Here is a 16,974-nt window from a genome sequence, read left to right as displayed (position 1 = left end):
AGGGGGGGTTGTTTTGTCACAGCCAGAAAACTATTTAGACCTTCCATTAGAGGAAGTAATTGGAGACCGGTTTGGAAGGTACAGTAAATACATTATTCAGGAAAGAGCTTTACCAGATGCACGTGACGGATTAAAACCAGTACAGCGCAGGATTCTATATGCGATGCATGAAGAAAAAAATACGTATGATAAAAACTTCCGTAAATCAGCAAAAACAGTGGGTACTGTAATTGGTAACTATCACCCACACGGGGATTCATCTGTATATGAAGCGATGATTCGTCTTAGTCAAGATTGGAAAGTAAGAAATGTGTTAGTGGAGATGCATGGTAATAATGGTAGTACCGATGGAGATCCACCGGCTGCAATGCGTTATACAGAAGCAAGACTATCGAAAATAGCTTCTGAACTGTTACGTGATATTGAAAAAGAAACAGTAGACTTTATACCAAATTTTGATGATACCGATTCAGAACCAGTTGTATTGCCTGCTAAATTTCCCAACCTATTAGTTAATGGGTCAACAGGAATTTCTGCAGGGTATGCAACTGATATTCCACCACATAATCTTGCAGAAGTAATTGATGCGGTAATTATGAAAATTGATAAACCTACTGTATCAGTAGAAGAATTAATGAAAGTGATAAAAGGTCCAGACTTTCCAACCGGCGGAATAATTCAAGGTATGGAAGGAATAAAGAAAGCATATGAAACAGGACGCGGAAAAGTTATGGTTCGTGGTAAAGCAAAAGTAGAAGATATCCGAGGGAATCGACAACAAATTGTGATTGATGAAATACCTTATGAGATTAATAAAGCGAGCATGGTTAAAAAAATGGACGAGTTACGGATTGATCGTAAGGTAGAAGGAATTGCGGAAGTACGTGATGAAACCGATCGAACGGGGCTTCGTGTCGTTGTAGAGTTAAAAAAAGAAGTAAATAGTGAAGGTATTTTAAACTACTTGTATAAAAATACAGATTTACAGGTTACATACCACTTCAATATGGTAGCCATTCAAGATAAGACTCCAAAAGTATTATCGTTACCATCGATGCTTGATGCTTACATATCACACCAAAAGGAAGTAATGGTTAGGCAAACAACGTATGATTTAAGAAAAGCTAATGAACGAGCACACATAGTAGAAGGGCTAATTAAAGCCATTTCCATACTAGATGAATTAATTGCAACCATACGCGCTTCAAAGGATAAACAAGATGCCAAAAAACGCATTATTGATAAATATGAGTTTACTGAAGCACAAGCAGAAGCGATTGTAATGCTGCAATTATATAGATTAACTAATACTGACATAACTTCTCTTGAAAAAGAAGCGGACGAATTACGTAAAAAAATAGTGGAAATGGAATCTATTTTAGGTAGTGAAAAAAAGCTATATCAAACCATCAAGAAAGATTTAAGACAGCTCAAGAAGACTTTTTCTGATGAACGTCGCACAGTTATAGAAAACAAAATAGAAGAGTTAAAGATAGATATCGAGGTCACAGTTGCTAGTGAAGACATACTAGTATCTGTAACTAGAGACGGGTATATCAAACGCACAAGTTTACGTTCCTATGGGGCCTCAAACGGTGAAGATTTAGCTATTAAAGATGAGGATCATCTCGTTGGATTACTAGAACTAAATACAAAAGATAAGATTCTTCTGTTTACAAACCAGGGGAAATATTTATTCCTACCAGTTCATGAATTACCGGATATTAGGTGGAAGGATATTGGACAACATATTTCAAATATTGTCTCGATCGATAAAAATGAACGAATCATTCAAACGATACCGGTTCGTGACTTTGATCAAGATAATTACCTTCTGTTCTTCACCAAAAATGGAATGATAAAACGTAGTGAATTAAGCCTGTATGATGCAACTCGCTATTCTAAAGCATTGATTGCATTAAATTTAAAAAACGATGATGAAGTTGTTAATGTTTATCAGACTAATGGTAATTCTGATGTGTTCCTTGCATCCAATAAAGGCTATGGATTATGGTACCACGAATCCGAAGTTTCTGTTGTTGGTCAACGGGCAGCAGGTGTGAAAGCAATTCAATTAAAAGAAGATGAATACGTCGTTAATGGACAAGTATTTGATGATCTATCTGAACCGTCGATTTTAGTGGTGACACAACGTGGCGCATGTAAACGAATGCGATTAAGGGAGTTTGAAAAATCGAGTCGTGCAAAACGTGGTTTAGTGATGCTACGTGAACTGAAAAATAAACCACATCGTGTAAAAGGATTTTTTGTGATTAATGAAAACGACACCATTAGTTTTGAAACAAGTAAGGGGGAAACACACAGTCTATTTCCGCTAGAACTTTCAACTAGTGACAGATATAGTAACGGTTCATTTGTCATTGATACTGACAATCAAGGCGAAGTAACCGACGTTTGGAAGAAAGCAACTTATTCAAAACCTTTTATGGACTCCATAGATGAATAATTACTATAGGAAAAGATAGCTTCGTAATTTGAAGCTGTCTTTTTTTAGCAGATAAGAAAGCATAAAATTTTCTTATCTGCATTAAGTGCAACTAAAGCTTGGCGATAAGCCAAGTTTTCTAATATTTATTTAAAACACTTTATATATTCTGAAAACTATGTTAAAGTTATTATGAATTTTATGGAAGGAGGGTTTATAACGGATTTACGAAAACAAATTATTCATACTGCATTACCAATGTTTGAAAAGAATGGTTTTCACGGTGTTACAGTAAATCAAATTGTAGAAGAGGTTGGCACTTCTAAAGGTGGATTTTATCACCATTTTACTTCTAAGGATGAATTATTGTTTGTCATACATGATACGTTTATAACCTATGTGTTAGAAAAAGCAACCACAGCAAGTAATACGTATCATTCACCGACAAAAAAGCTTCAAGCAATTGTTAAGGATTTTGTGAAGGTATTTGATCTGTATAAACCTCATATATCTGTTTTCTATCAGGAGAATATATACCTGAAACCACAATATGAGACATTAATAAAGAAAAAACGTGACCAGTTCAAACATCTATTAATTGGAGTAATACAAGAAGGAAAGAATCAAGGGGAGTTTAGAGAAGATTTGTCCACTGAAATTACTGGTATGGCTATTTTAGGAATGGTAAACTGGACATACAAATGGTATAAGCAATCAGGTTCAAAAACAATAGATGAAATTGGTGACATTTTTGTCGATTTGATATTGCGTTCGTTGTTGGAAGACAATACAAAGTCAAGCAGTGATCTTAATTTTATTTGACAATCCAGTTTTTTTTATTCATCCGAACAGACCAACCAGTCGGTCTTGTGTTTACAATTTATAAGGGGGATCAACATGAACTTTGAATTGACGAAAGAACAAACCATGATTAGAAAAATGGTACAAGATTTTGCAGAGAACGTAATAAAGCCAAGGGCGATTGAGATTGATACAGAAGCTAAATTTCCATTAGACATATTTGAGCAAATGGGTGAATTGGGTCTGTTGGGAATACCTTTCTCAGAAAAATATGGTGGTTCTGATGGCGACACACTTTCCTATGCTATTGCAGTAGAAGAAGTTGGCCGTGTTTGCGGAAGCACGGGGTTAAGCTTTGCTGCTACAGTATCACTTGGGGCAAGCCCAATCTATTATTTTGGAACAGAAGAACAAAAGAAAAAGTTCTTAACACCAATGGCTGAAGGTAAAGCTTTAGGGGCTTTTGGTCTAACAGAACCAAATGCAGGATCTGATGCAGGTGGTACGAAAACGACTGCCGTGGAAGATGGCGATGATTACATAATAAATGGCGAAAAATGCTTTATCACGAATGCTAGTTTTGCAAAGACAATAATTGTAACCGCTGTCACAGGTAAAGATCATCGTGGAAAAAATATTATCTCAGCAATTATCGTTCCAACCGATTCGAACGGAATATCGATTACAAGTAATTATGACAAAATGGGTGTTCGTGGTTCAGACACAGCCGAGATTGTATTAGACAGTGTTCGTGTGCCAAAGGAAAATTTACTGGGAGATCCAGAAAAAGGCTTTAAGCAATTTCTTTATACCTTGGATGGTGGGAGAATATCTATAGCTGCACTTGGTTTAGGTATTGCTCAAGCTTCTTTGGATAAAGCATTAAATTATGCAAAAGAACGAAAACAATTTGGTAAACCTATATCTGACTTTCAAGCAATTCAATTTAAGCTTGCAGACATGGCTATGGAAGTAGAACTTGCACGGAACATGGTGTACAAAGCTGCATGGCTAAAAGATCATGACAAACCATTCTCAAAAGAAGCTGCTTACGCAAAATTATATGCCACTGAGACTGCTTTTCGTAATGCTAATCAAGCCATTCAAATTCACGGTGGTTATGGCTACATGCGTGAGTATGAAGTGGAAAGGTATTTGCGTGATGCGAAACTATTAGAAATTGGCGAAGGAACATCGGAAATTCAACGAATGGTAATTGCAAGACAACTAGGCTGCTAGAATAGATACAGGAGGGGAAAATTCATGGTTCTTATCAATGCAACTGTCGGCGAATTATTAGAAGAACAAGTGAATCTATATCCAGATCAAGAAGCAGTTATCTATCCTGAGTTAAATTTAAGAAAAACATACAAAGAATTTGATCAAATGGCTAATCAAGCAGCAAAAAGTCTTATGTCTATTGGGATTGAAAAAGGTGAACATGTTGCGATTTGGTCTGATAATAAACCAGAGTGGCTTACAACACAATTTGCAACTGGAAAAATGGGTGCAGTTCTCGTTACAGTAAATACAAGTTATCAAGCAAATGAACTAGAGTATCTATTAAAACAATCTGAAGCTACTACACTTATTTTGGCAGAATCATATAAAGGAACATCGTATATTGACATTTTAAAACAGGTGTGCCCTGAATTTGATCAAGCTGAGAAAGGTAACCTACACTCAGATAAAGTTCCATTTTTAAAAAACATAATTGTCATAAGTGATGATGATTATTCAAATGCTTATACTTGGAATGAATTAATTGATAAAAGAAATACGATATCTGATCAAGAATTAATAGTAAGGCAGAACTCATTACATTATGATGATGTTATCAATATGCAATATACTTCAGGAACAACCGGTTTTCCTAAAGGTGTTATGCTAACTCATCATAATATCGTCAATAATGGCAATCAAATAGCAGACTGTATGAAATTGACCAACAACGATCGCCTTTGTATACCTGTTCCGTTTTTCCACTGTTTCGGCTGTGTATTAGGTGTACTTGCTGCGGTTTCCAAAGGGGCAACCATGGTTATTTTGGAACAGTTTGATCCTGATCAAGTCATGAAAGCAGTCTCTGAGGAAAAATGTACAGGGTTACATGGTGTACCTACAATGTTTATCGCAGAACTGAATCATCCGAACTTCTCTAAGTATGATTTCTCATATTTACGTACAGGTATCATGGCAGGATCAACTTGTCCAATTGAAGTGATGAATGATGTGATGACAAAAATGGGGGCATCAGAAATCACCATTGCATATGGTCAAACAGAATCATCACCAGTTATTACCCAAACAAAAACTGATGATCCAATCGAAGTGAAGGCTAGTACTGTTGGAAAACCACACCCGAATGTTGAAGTGAAGATAATGGTACCTGGCACAAACGAAGAACAGATACAAGGAGTACCTGGAGAATTGTGTACTAGAGGATATCATGTTATGAAAGGGTATTATAACAACCCTGATGCTACAAATGCAGCTATTGATACTGCTGGATGGCTTCATACTGGAGATCTTGCGCAAATAGATGAAAATGGTTATATGGAAATTACCGGACGGATGAAAGATATGATCATTCGAGGGGGCGAAAATATTTATCCCAGAGAAATTGAAGAGTTTCTCTATCAACACCCAGCAATAATGGACGTGCAAGTAATTGGACTGCCAGATGCGAAATATGGTGAAGAAGTAATGGCCTGGATTATCTTAAAAGAAGGTAATTTGTTAACTGAAAATGATGTAAAATCGTATTGCGAAGGTAGAATATCACACCATAAAATCCCTAAGTATATTGAATTTGTTGACGCGTATCCAATGACTGCAAGTGGAAAAATACAGAAATTTAAACTAAAAGAAATAGCAGTTCAACAATTTAACAAATAGGAGAGAGTAGATGATTAAAAAAGTACTGATTGCAAACAGAGGGGAGATTGCTTCCCGGATTATTCGTACATGCGCTAAAATGGGTATTCATACAGTTGCAGTATTTTCTGAAGCAGATCAAAAAGCTCCATTTGTTTCCATGGCAGATGAAAGTTATTTGCTTGGCCCATCTCGTGTTAATGAAAGCTATTTACATGTCGATAAAATTATTTCTATTGCTAAAGAAGCAGGTGTTGATGCCATTCACCCAGGATATGGATTTTTAAGTGAAAATGGTCAATTTGCAATGAAATGTAAAGAATCAGGCATTCTATTTATTGGACCAACAGAAGAAGTGATGGGCAAAATGGGAAGTAAAATCGAAGCCAGAAAAGCCATGCAAGCAGCTGGGGTCCCTGTAGTTCCTGGTACAGATGGAGCTTTAAGTGACTCTGATGAAGCAATTAAGATTGCTAAAGATATTGGGTATCCCATTATGCTTAAAGCCTCTGCTGGAGGCGGTGGAATAGGCATGCAGGTTGTAACATCTGATGATGAATTGGTAAAAGCATTCGCAAATAATTCTAAACGTGCCCAAACCTTTTTTGGAGATGGTGCTATGTTTATGGAGAAAAAGCTTGAGAATGCTAGACATATCGAAATACAGCTTTTAGCCGATCAACACGGTAATGTCGTTCACTTGTTTGAACGAGAATGTTCTATCCAACGAAGAAATCAGAAAGTAATAGAAGAAGCTCCATCTTCATTCATCTCACAGTCAACTAGAGATGCAATGGGCGAGGCATCCGTTAAGGCAGCAAAAGCATTAGGTTATATCAATGCAGGAACAATTGAGTTTTTAGTTGATGATCATGAAAAATTCTACTTCTTAGAAATGAATACACGTATCCAGGTTGAACATCCAGTAACAGAAGAAATTACCGGGTTGGATATTGTAGAAAAGCAAATCGATATAGCTAACGGTAAAGCACTCGATATCGATCAAAATACGTTGGAAATTGATGGGCATGCTATTGAAGTAAGAATTTATGCAGAAGACCCAGAAACATTCTTTCCATCACCTGGGCATATAAATACGTTCAACATACCAACAGGAGAGAACATAAGAAACGAAGTAGCTGTAACAAATAATTATGATGTCACACCGTTCTACGATCCAATGATTGCTAAATTAATAGTGAAAGGATCGAATCGAGATGAGGCTATTTCCATGTTAAAAGATGCTCTATTACAGTATAAAATAGAAGGTATAAAAACAAATATACCAATGTTACTAAAAACGATTGAACATGAGCAGTTTAAAAAAGGAAATACGTTGACATCTTTTGTGCAAGATTATTATTTACCACTGATTAAAACAAAATAAGGAGGATTTTATCATGGAAGAAATTAAAGCAACTATGGCAGGAAGTGTATGGAAAATAACAGTTAGTGAAGGGGAAGAGGTAAAGGATGGGCAAGATATCGTCATACTTGAGTCTATGAAGATGGAGATACCAATTGCAACTGAAACAGGAGGTACAGTTAAGGAATTAAAAGTAGCTGAGGGCGACTTCGTTAATGAAGGCGATGTTATTGCAATTGTTGGATAATAAATAGAGCCTAAACTACTATCCTATTTTAGTAGATAAGAAAGAAAAAATTTTCTTATCTACATAAGTGCAACTAAGGCTTTCTCCATAAAGGATTGCACTCCAGAGCATAAGGGACTCTAAGAAAGCAAAGTACGCTTACTAAGAATCCCTTTAACGATAAGCCCAGTTTTCTAATAAAAATAATGATAGAGGAAAGGAGTGTTTATGTGCCTTTAATTGACTACAAAATAATAGAAGAGCACATTGCAATACTCACACTTAACCGCCCAGAAGTAGCCAATGCAATGTCGAAAAATTTACTGGATGAACTAAATAATCACCTGCAACGTATTGATCAAACCGAAACGATTCGCTGTGTCATTATTACCGGAGCAGGTGAAAAGGCTTTCTGTGCTGGTGCTGACTTAAAGGAAAGAAAAGAAATGTCTGATGATCAAGTTATTAGTGCTGTAAGTTACATTGGTAAGTCGGTAACTACTGTTGAACAACTGAAAATCCCAGTTATAGCTGCTATGAATGGTGTTGCATTTGGTGGTGGTCTAGAACTTGCACTAGCTTGTGACATTCGAATTGCATCAGAAAACGCAAAGATGGGACTCACTGAAACCTCACTTGCTATTATACCTGGTGCGGGCGGTACACAACGCCTTTCCCGCTTGATTGGTTTAGGGCAGGCAAAACGTCTGATTTATACAGCAAAGCCGGTAACATCAACGGAAGCACTTGAGATTGGTTTGATTGAAAAGAAAACAATATCCAATGATGTAGTAGAAAGTGCCATTGAAATAGCCAGATTAATAAGTAACAACGGTCCTGTCGCAATAAAACAGGCAAAAACAGCTATTAATCAAGGTTTTCAAACAGATATTACAACAGGTTTAGCTATAGAACACTTGTGCTATAAAGAAACGATTCCAACAGGCGATCGTACAGAAGGATTACAAGCATTCAGAGGAAAAAGAAAACCTGTATATAAAGGTAAATAATCGCAGGAGGTCACAAAACATGTCATATGTAGAAGACTTAAAAGAACGAGTGGAAAAAATAGAAAAAGGTGGACACGAGAAATATCACCAAAAAAACGAAGAAAAAGGTAAATTATTTGTTCGTGACCGCTTAAAATTATTATTTGATGAAGAGATCGATATTGAAGATGCTTTTTTTGCAAACTGTATGGATGATAGTTTGCCTTCAGATGGTGTCGTAACTGGAATTGGTAGAGTCAACGGCCAAGCTGTATGTGTCATGGCAAACGATTCAACAGTAAAAGCTGGTTCATGGGGCAAACATACAGTAGAAAAGATAATTCGTATTCAAGAAACAGCAGAAAAATTAGACATACCAATGTTATATCTAGTAGATTCAGCAGGAGCAAGAATTACAGATCAGGTTGAAATGTTCCCTGGCAGACGTGGAGCAGGCAGAATATTTCACAATCAAATAAAACTTTCTGGTCGTGTTCCGCAGGTATGCCTACTATTTGGACCATCGGCTGCTGGTGGTGCTTACATTCCAGCATTTTGTGATATCGTCATAATGGTTGACGGCAATGCATCTATGTATCTTGGATCCCCTCGAATGGCTGAAAAGGTAATTGGAGAAAAAGTTAGTCTAGAAGAAATGGGTGGCGCTCAGATGCACTGTTCTATTTCAGGCTGTGGAGATGTGCTGGTGAAATCTGAGGAGGAAGCTATTAGCTATACCCGTAATTATTTAAGTTATTTCCCTGCTAGCTTTAAAGAAAAACCTAACAAAGTTGAACCAAAGGAAATAAAGTCATTTGAAAAAACTATAACAGACCTAATACCTGAAAACCAAAATGCTCCTTTTAATATGTATGATTTCATCGATCGAATCATAGATGAAGATAGTTTTTGTGAAATTAAAAAGAAATTTGCACCTGAATTAATTACCGGACTGGGGCGAATGAACGGTAAGTCTGTAGGGATTATTGCAAATCAGCCTCGTATGAAAGGTGGAGTACTATTCCCTGATTCAGCGGATAAGGCTGCCAAATTTATTCAGTTATGTGACGCTTTTAATATTCCGTTGTTGTTCCTAATGGACATTCCTGGATTTATGATTGGAACAAGGGTAGAGCGTGCGGGAATCATTCGTCATGGCGCTAAAATGCTAGCTTCTATGAGTGAAGCTACAGTTCCAAAAATTTCTGTAGTAGTCCGAAAAGCTTATGGAGCAGGTCTATATGCTATGGCAGGCCCTGCATTTGAACCAGATTGCTGCATTGCATTACCTACGGCACAAATAGCTGTAATGGGACCTGAAGCAGCGGTGAATGCTGTTTATGCAAATAAGATTGCAGCGTTACCAGAGGAGGAAAGACCAGCCTTTATAAAGGAAAAACAAGAAGAGTATAAAGATAACATTGATATTTACAGGTTAGCTTCTGAAATGGTAATTGATGCGATTGTAGATCCTGATAAACTAAGAGATGAATTGATTAAGAGATTTAACATGTATGAGTCAAAAAACGTAACGTTCACAGAACGTAAACATGGGGTGTACCCAGTTTAATGTTACGTACGAACAAAAGCGCAAGCGCCCGTTTAGCGACGTATGGCTGCGTCCGCGCATCGCGGGTGGGTCGACGTTCGCGCAAAGCGGCGAAGTTAGTCGATCTTCCAAATCCGCATGAGATTCACTCCAGAGTATAAGATTCACTCTGACTTTCGCCATTATTGGCGAAAAGTCAAGTTCATCTAAAAGGAAACATGCCCCTTCATAGGGGTATGCCGACGTTGAGTCGGGAGCCCGCTTTTAGTCGGCCTTCCTTTGCTAAGCGATTCGATGTTGACTTATCGTAAGGAGGATAAGGAAGCCCGCTAGCAGTACGGGCGCTGGCCGATGAAAACGCCACGTCCTTGAAAAAGAAAAGCGCTTTTTCTGCGTGCGATGCTTTTCAGGGGAGCTTTCCTTATCCTGTGGCGTCATCGGCACTAGTACGTCCTGTACGTCGGAGCTGGACGCGGCTTACACAGTCAATAAATTATCTACAGGCTCCTGACTTTATAATTTCCTAGACATTATAAAGAACCTTCGTATTCTTAAATGGATACAAAGGTTCTTTTTGTTATTTATAATAACGAAATAATATTATTTACATAAAATAGAAATAAAAGAATATACTCTCACAAGTTTTCGATAATATAATTATGTTAACCAATAATGCTTCTTTGTTCAAATGTATCCATATAAATGATATTCTAAAATAACAGTGGTACATGATGAAAAGAGGGGGACATCTTAAAAATGGATAATAGAATATATCGTGATGCAATGGGTAAATTTGCAACGGGTATCACTATTGTAACAACTGAAGACGATAATGAAATTATGGGAATGACTGTCAATGCTTTTATGTCTGTGTCATTAGATCCCAAATTAATAGCTATATCTATTGATGAAAAAGCAAGAATGTATACTAAATTACAGGAAACAAATAAATTTGGATTGAGTATTTTGAGAGAAGATCAAAAAGAATTATCCATGATTTTTGCTAAACAAATAGAAAAAGATAGAGAGATCAATTTCAAAACATTAGATCATATCCCTGTTATTGAAGATTCAATTGCCACTTTAGCATGCCATGTAAAGGAAACAGCTAAAGCTGGGGACCATATGATTTTTATAGCTGAAGTAACTGATTTTCAAGTTAACGACGGTAATCCAATTCTGTATCACGGTGGTCAATATCGAACATTAAAGCCGTAAATAGTGTTTTTTCACTAATAACCCACACAACGTTACCAATTAAAACTAGAGGTGAAGTAATGAAGATCAAAGATTTTATGATAACCGATGTCATTTGTGTAACAAAGGATACATCAATTAAAAATTTACTAAAAATCCTTGTTGAACATAAAATCGGTGGTGTCCCGGTGGTTGACGACAATAATAAACTTATTGGGATGATCAGTGATGGTGATGTCATCCGCTATGTCCAACCAAAGGGAAGAACAGTTTATGATGTTTTTACATTAGTTCTTGTTAGTGAAAAAGAAGACTTGAGGCAAAAACTTGAATATACCATTGAACATCCAGTTGAAAAAATAATGCATAAGAAGGTAATTCACACCGTTCGTTCCGAGGGTCAGTTGGAAGATGCATTAGAAATTTTCTCTAGATATAGGATAAAAAAGATACCAGTTATTAATGATGAGAACAAAGTCGTAGGGGTAATAAGTCGTGGAGATATTATACGATATATATCCACAAAACTAGTAGCTAATCTATAAACTGTAATTGTAAACAAAACCTCCGCAACCAGTTTGCGGGGGTTTTTATATATGAATTCATAATTGTCGAATTATAGTAAATATTGACGAATTATTTTAGCAATGGTCTTTAATATTATTGAATTTTACGACATTATAGCTACCAAGAATGATGAAACAGGGGTTAAAACGAATGATATTTTTATTCTCTATAATTGGTATATGATTATCAATGGATACTGTTTTATCCATTATTAGCTTTTGTACTAGTTATTTTCTCATTTTACATTTTATCAAGAGGACTTGAATTAAAGGATAAAAATAGAATGCAAAAATATCCTCATATTTGACATCCTCTCCCACCTAAACACTGACGTGTTTTGAGGAAGGAGTCTTCTCGCCTAAGTTCGATAAATTTTAGATGGTAGAAATTTAGTATTAAATTCCGTATAATAGACGCAGTATGGTATTGAGAAAGGATATGTACACCGTGATGATAAAAGAAAAGTTGCAACCCGCTACTAAACTATCGTCTTTAGTAGCAATACATGAAACAATGTATAAACAAAACGACCACAAGAGCGCTAATAAAATCCTTGATTTATATGAAAAATTGGAAAATCAGGAGTTAATGATCAGCTTTGCTGGTCATTTTTCTGCTGGGAAATCTTCTATGATTAATGCACTCTTAGGTGAGGATATTTTGCCTAAAAGCCCAATTCCAACCAGCGCAAACATTGTAAAAATTACTTCTGGTGAAGGAGCAGCCCGTATATTCTTTCACCATGATGAGCCATTAGAATATAAAGCACCATATGATATTGAAATGATTAAGGAGTATTGCAAAGATAAAGATACTATAAAAAATATCGAATTAAGTACTCTAAATAATGTTATTCCTCAAGACTGCTCCATACTTGATACACCGGGAATTGATGCTGCAGATGATGCAGATCGGTTAATTACAGAGGGGTCTTTACACCTAGTAGACGTACTATTTTATGTGATGGATTATAATCATGTTCAATCGGAAGTTAACCTGCAATTCCTAAAATTATTGCAGGAAAAAGGCGTTCCTTTTTATGTGATTGTTAACCAAATAGATAAGCATGATGAAACAGAATTACCGTTTAATACGTTTGATGAAAAAATTAAACAAACGTTTGATCAATGGAATATATTTCCTGAAGCTATTCTTTATTCATCTCTAATTGACTCCACTGCTGACCATAATCAATTTACAAAAATACAGGAAGCTTTATTATCCATAATGGCTACAAACAAGGACAAATACTTTGGGATTGAACAAGCTGTGAACGGGGTTGTGGAAGAACATAAACATTATTTATCAGTAGAGTATGAAGATAAAATGTCCAGCTTTGTAGCTGATCATGACCAAGAGAACATGTTTACAAAAATAGATAAACTTAAAGAAAAAATAACAAATCTACAAAATGAACCTGTGGAAATAGAAAAGAAGTTTCTCAAGGAATTAAACACAACTCTAAAAAACGCCTATATTATGCCTGCTGAATTACGTGATAAAGCCGCTTCATTTTTAGAATCACAACAAAGTGATTTTAAAGTTGGGTTATTCGCAACAAAACGTAAAACTGCTGAGGAGAAAAATAAGCGCTTAGAAGCTTTCTTAACTCCTTTACAAGAAAATATAAATTCCGGGATTCAATGGAAACTGCGTGAAAAATTCATCAAATTATGGAAAAACTACAATGTAACTGATGCTTCTGTCCAAAAACGTGTTCAGGAGTTAAGCGTAACATTTACCGGTGAAGAACTGATTAACTTGATAAAACCGGGTGCAACAGTAAATGGTGATTATATCTTACATTATACGAATGATGTCAGTTCAGTTAGTAAAAATAAATTTAAGGTAAAGGCACGTGAGCTGTGGAAGTACGTGTATGGTATTGTCCTTCAGGAAAACAATGAAGAAATCACTATTTATAAAGAGCAACTTGATCAACTGCAAGAAGTCCAGTCACAAAAGATGAAACGGGATGCTATTCAATTAGAACTAGATGAAAAATTACGTTTGATTGATGAACAAATGTCTAAAACTGCTTCTAAGGAGACAGCATGGCAGCTGCTTGAGAATGAATTAAATTCCAGAAAGCAGCCCATTAAGCAAGCAGTAACTCCAAGTAAATTAGAACGAAAAAAATATGAATCAATGGTTTATCCAACAGAAGAAAGACCAGTTGCAAGTGAGTACTCATATTCTATTCAAGATGTATTAGATTATGTTGATGAAACAATTTATACGATTGAAGAACTTCCAGGATTCGAGACAATAGTAGAGGATATCGCCGTAAAGCGTGAGCGCTTAAAGAATCGATATTACACGATCGCCTTATTTGGGGCATTCAGTGCTGGGAAATCTTCATTTGCAAATGCTTTACTTGGTGAACTTGTACTTCCTGTTTCTCCGAATCCAACAACAGCAACTGTTAATCGGATTCGGCCGGTAAGTGAAAAGCATAAACATGGGAGTGTTGTGGTTACATTAAAGAATCATGATACGCTACAACAAGACTTATCACTAATTATGAAGCATTTTTCACCTCCTGTTCATAAACTGGAAGAGTTACTGAAGTGGGTTGAGAAAAACAATATTCATCATCATGCACAATTAAATAAGATGTATCAATCTTATCTACAAGCTATGATGGCAGGTTATACAAAAAATAAGGATCATATTGGAAAGACAATAACGATTACACTTGATGAATTTACACATTATGTAACAGACGAGACAATGGCATGTTATATGGAATCAATTGATCTTTATTATGATTGTTCCTTAACAAGACAGGGCATAACATTAGTCGATACCCCTGGTGCGGACTCCGTAAATGCTCGTCATACAAACGTGGCATTTAACTATATAAAACATGCGGATGCCATTTTATATGTTACGTATTATAACCATGCATTATCACGTGCTGACAAAGATTTTCTCATGCAATTAGGTCGTGTTAAAGAATCATTTCAATTAGATAAAATGTTTTTCATTGTAAATGCTGCGGATTTAGCTGAAACTACTAATGAACTTAAAGTTGTTTCCAATTATGTGCAAGAGCAATTAATACAATTAGGTGTTCGTTTTCCAAAGCTATATTCCGTTTCTAGTAAGCAATCACTGATAGAAAAACAAAAGGGTCCATCTTTAAATAAGAAAATGCAGCACTTTGAGGATCGTTTCTATCAGTTCATCCATAATGATTTAATGGAGTTAACGGTCCAATCAGCATTATGGGATATGAAACGCGCTTCACAAACAATGCAACATTATATGGATTCACTGAATTTAAATGAAGCTGAAAAACAAAATTATCAAAACGAATTACTTTCTAAAAAAGAAATAATTGCAGAACATATAAGTTCTATAGCTTCTGATATATATGGTGATCAAATTACGCAAAAAATGGATAAACAGTTATATTATGTGTTAGAGAGACTATCCATTAGATTTCATGATATGTTTAAGGAGACGTTTAACCCAACCACCATTTCGGAATCTGGCAAAAAAGCTAAAGATCAATTGAGGACAAGTTTAAGGAATTTAATAGATTATGCAGGATTTGAACTAATGCAGGAATTACAAGCAGTATCTTTAAGAATAGAATCGTTTATAACATCACTTGCAACAGAAGCATATGAAGATCTTGCTAACAAAGGACGACAAGTTGACGACACATTTGTTATGCCTAATTTTGATCCAATGGAACTAGAAACACCTGGCTATGAACAAGCGTTTCAATCAATTGATATTTATGAGTTTGACAAACCATTGGCTAGCTTTAAAGGTACAAAAGCATTCTTCGAAAAAAATGAAAAAGAGCAAATGAAGGAACAAATTTATGTACACTTAGAACCAATCGCTAAAGCATATATAGAAGAGAATAAGTCAATCATGAATGATATGTATTTACGACAATGGGAGCAGCAAATAACTATGATTAAAACTCAAACCAGAAAAAACCTAGATATGCATATTGATAGTTACATTAATATAATGACATCACCAGTAGATATGGAAGACTTAAGGACCAAGAGTCGTGTTCTCGAATCATTAGCACTAAAAAATTATAACAGAAAGGGTGAGTAAATGATGGACAGGCAAAAAGTATTATTAGTCGATGGAATGGCATTGTTATTTCGCGGATTTTTTGCAACTTCCTTTCGTGGTAATTTTATGAAAACAAGTAAAGGGGTACCTACCAACGGTGTATACCAGTTTATGCGTTATTTTTTGGATGCTAAAGAGAAGTTTAATCCTACACATGTAATTTGTTGCTGGGATATGGGAAGTAAAACGTTTCGTACTGACCTATATGATGGATATAAAGCAAACCGTTCCGAACCACCAGAGGAATTAATTCCTCAATTTGATCTTATTAAAGAAGTGGTAGGTGCATTTAACATGCCTAATATCGGACTTGAGAACTATGAAGCAGATGATTGTATCGGTACATTAGCAAGTCACTATTCTGTTGAACATGATGTAATTATTTTGACAGGGGATCAGGACATTCTCCAACTAGTTGATAATGGTGTTAGTGTTGCAATCATGCGAAAAGGCCAGGGAAACTATGAATTGTTTGATCAGGATAATTTCTATGACAAAAAGGGAATTTCCCCAAGACAAATTATTGATCTAAAGGGATTAATGGGTGATTCCTCTGATAATTACCCGGGTGTAAAAGGAATTGGAGAGAAAACAGCACTTAAACTCATTCAGGAGTACGGTTCTGTTGATGGAATACTTACCAATATTGATAAATTAGCAAAAGGAATTCAAACTAAAATAAACACTGATATGGAAATGTTGCATTTATCTAGGAAATTGGCTGAAATTAAGTGCGATGTACCAGTCAGTTGTACATTGGACAGCGCACTCTGGGAAATTAACAAGAGTCAAATTGAAGAGAAATTTAACGAGTTAGAATTCAAAAATCTAGATAAGTTACTATAGTCT

Annotated in this window: 12 protein-coding genes; all 12 read left to right on the top strand. The window is 35.8% G+C overall.

All coding sequences use genetic code 11. The features are described from left to right. Nucleotides 1-13: 13 nt before the first annotated feature. The 12 genes from parC to ACFQ3N_RS05485 all read left to right on the top strand — a co-directional run bounded on the left by parC (nucleotide 14) and on the right by ACFQ3N_RS05485 (nucleotide 16,971). Complete coding sequence (gene parC / locus ACFQ3N_RS05540; protein WP_390360331.1) at nucleotides 14-2,467, top strand: DNA topoisomerase IV subunit A; 2,454 nt, start codon at nucleotides 14-16, stop codon at nucleotides 2,465-2,467. Between the two features lie 171 nt (nucleotides 2,468-2,638). After that, nucleotides 2,639-3,268 carry a TetR/AcrR family transcriptional regulator gene (locus tag ACFQ3N_RS05535; RefSeq protein ID WP_390360329.1) on the top strand — a complete coding sequence of 210 codons (630 nt, stop codon included), beginning with the start codon at nucleotides 2,639-2,641 and terminating at the stop codon, nucleotides 3,266-3,268. 75 nt (nucleotides 3,269-3,343) lie between these two features. Next, nucleotides 3,344-4,486 carry an acyl-CoA dehydrogenase family protein gene (locus ACFQ3N_RS05530; RefSeq protein WP_390360327.1) on the top strand — a complete coding sequence of 381 codons (1,143 nt, stop codon included), beginning with the start codon at nucleotides 3,344-3,346 and terminating at the stop codon, nucleotides 4,484-4,486. 24 nt (nucleotides 4,487-4,510) lie between these two features. Further along, on the top strand, nucleotides 4,511-6,145 hold the full coding sequence (locus tag ACFQ3N_RS05525; RefSeq protein WP_390360325.1) for an AMP-binding protein: 1,635 nt from the start codon (nucleotides 4,511-4,513) through the stop codon (nucleotides 6,143-6,145). Nucleotides 6,146-6,155: 10 nt separating this feature from the next. Further along, nucleotides 6,156-7,511 carry an acetyl-CoA carboxylase biotin carboxylase subunit gene (locus ACFQ3N_RS05520; RefSeq protein WP_390360323.1) on the top strand — a complete coding sequence of 452 codons (1,356 nt, stop codon included), beginning with the start codon at nucleotides 6,156-6,158 and terminating at the stop codon, nucleotides 7,509-7,511. 13 nt (nucleotides 7,512-7,524) lie between these two features. After that, nucleotides 7,525-7,737, top strand: a complete 213-nt coding sequence (locus ACFQ3N_RS05515; RefSeq protein WP_390360321.1) for an acetyl-CoA carboxylase biotin carboxyl carrier protein subunit — start codon at nucleotides 7,525-7,527, stop codon at nucleotides 7,735-7,737. Between the two features lie 209 nt (nucleotides 7,738-7,946). Then, complete coding sequence (locus ACFQ3N_RS05510) at nucleotides 7,947-8,726, top strand: enoyl-CoA hydratase (RefSeq protein WP_390360319.1); 780 nt, start codon at nucleotides 7,947-7,949, stop codon at nucleotides 8,724-8,726. 19 nt (nucleotides 8,727-8,745) lie between these two features. Next, entirely contained in the window at nucleotides 8,746-10,275 is a 1,530-nt protein-coding gene (locus ACFQ3N_RS05505; protein WP_390360317.1) for an acyl-CoA carboxylase subunit beta, read from the top strand. Nucleotides 10,276-11,010: 735 nt separating this feature from the next. After that, a complete protein-coding gene (locus tag ACFQ3N_RS05500; RefSeq protein WP_390360315.1) occupies nucleotides 11,011-11,472 on the top strand; it encodes a flavin reductase family protein in 462 nt (153 codons plus the stop codon). 59 nt (nucleotides 11,473-11,531) lie between these two features. After that, entirely contained in the window at nucleotides 11,532-11,996 is a 465-nt protein-coding gene (locus tag ACFQ3N_RS05495; protein WP_390360313.1) for a CBS domain-containing protein, read from the top strand. A 442-nt stretch (nucleotides 11,997-12,438) separates the two neighbouring features. Next, the gene (locus ACFQ3N_RS05490) at nucleotides 12,439-16,104 is read left to right on the top strand and encodes a dynamin family protein (protein WP_390360311.1); all 3,666 of its coding nucleotides are present in this window, start codon (nucleotides 12,439-12,441) and stop codon (nucleotides 16,102-16,104) included. A gap of 3 nt (nucleotides 16,105-16,107) precedes the next feature. Further along, nucleotides 16,108-16,971: a 5'-3' exonuclease gene (locus ACFQ3N_RS05485; protein WP_390360308.1), complete on the top strand. Its 864-nt coding sequence runs from the start codon at nucleotides 16,108-16,110 to the stop codon at nucleotides 16,969-16,971. The last annotated feature ends 3 nt before the right edge of the window (nucleotides 16,972-16,974 follow it).

Source organism: Virgibacillus byunsanensis (assembly GCF_042675965.1).
Classification (GTDB): Bacteria; Bacillota; Bacilli; order Bacillales; family Amphibacillaceae; genus Virgibacillus_R; species Virgibacillus_R byunsanensis.
Note: the sequence above shows the minus strand (reverse complement) of the source record. Positions and strands in the feature narration are given on the sequence as shown.

Coding starts and splice junctions, on each gene's coding strand:
- ACFQ3N_RS05535 (WP_390360329.1), top strand. CDS start 2,639: ATGAATTTTATGGAAGGAGGGTTTATAACGGATTTACGAAAACAAATT.
- ACFQ3N_RS05530 (WP_390360327.1), top strand. CDS start 3,344: ATGAACTTTGAATTGACGAAAGAACAAACCATGATTAGAAAAATGGTA.
- ACFQ3N_RS05525 (WP_390360325.1), top strand. CDS start 4,511: ATGGTTCTTATCAATGCAACTGTCGGCGAATTATTAGAAGAACAAGTG.
- ACFQ3N_RS05520 (WP_390360323.1), top strand. CDS start 6,156: ATGATTAAAAAAGTACTGATTGCAAACAGAGGGGAGATTGCTTCCCGG.
- ACFQ3N_RS05515 (WP_390360321.1), top strand. CDS start 7,525: ATGGAAGAAATTAAAGCAACTATGGCAGGAAGTGTATGGAAAATAACA.
- ACFQ3N_RS05505 (WP_390360317.1), top strand. CDS start 8,746: ATGTCATATGTAGAAGACTTAAAAGAACGAGTGGAAAAAATAGAAAAA.
- ACFQ3N_RS05500 (WP_390360315.1), top strand. CDS start 11,011: ATGGATAATAGAATATATCGTGATGCAATGGGTAAATTTGCAACGGGT.
- ACFQ3N_RS05495 (WP_390360313.1), top strand. CDS start 11,532: ATGAAGATCAAAGATTTTATGATAACCGATGTCATTTGTGTAACAAAG.
- ACFQ3N_RS05490 (WP_390360311.1), top strand. CDS start 12,439: ATGGTATTGAGAAAGGATATGTACACCGTGATGATAAAAGAAAAGTTG.
- ACFQ3N_RS05485 (WP_390360308.1), top strand. CDS start 16,108: ATGGACAGGCAAAAAGTATTATTAGTCGATGGAATGGCATTGTTATTT.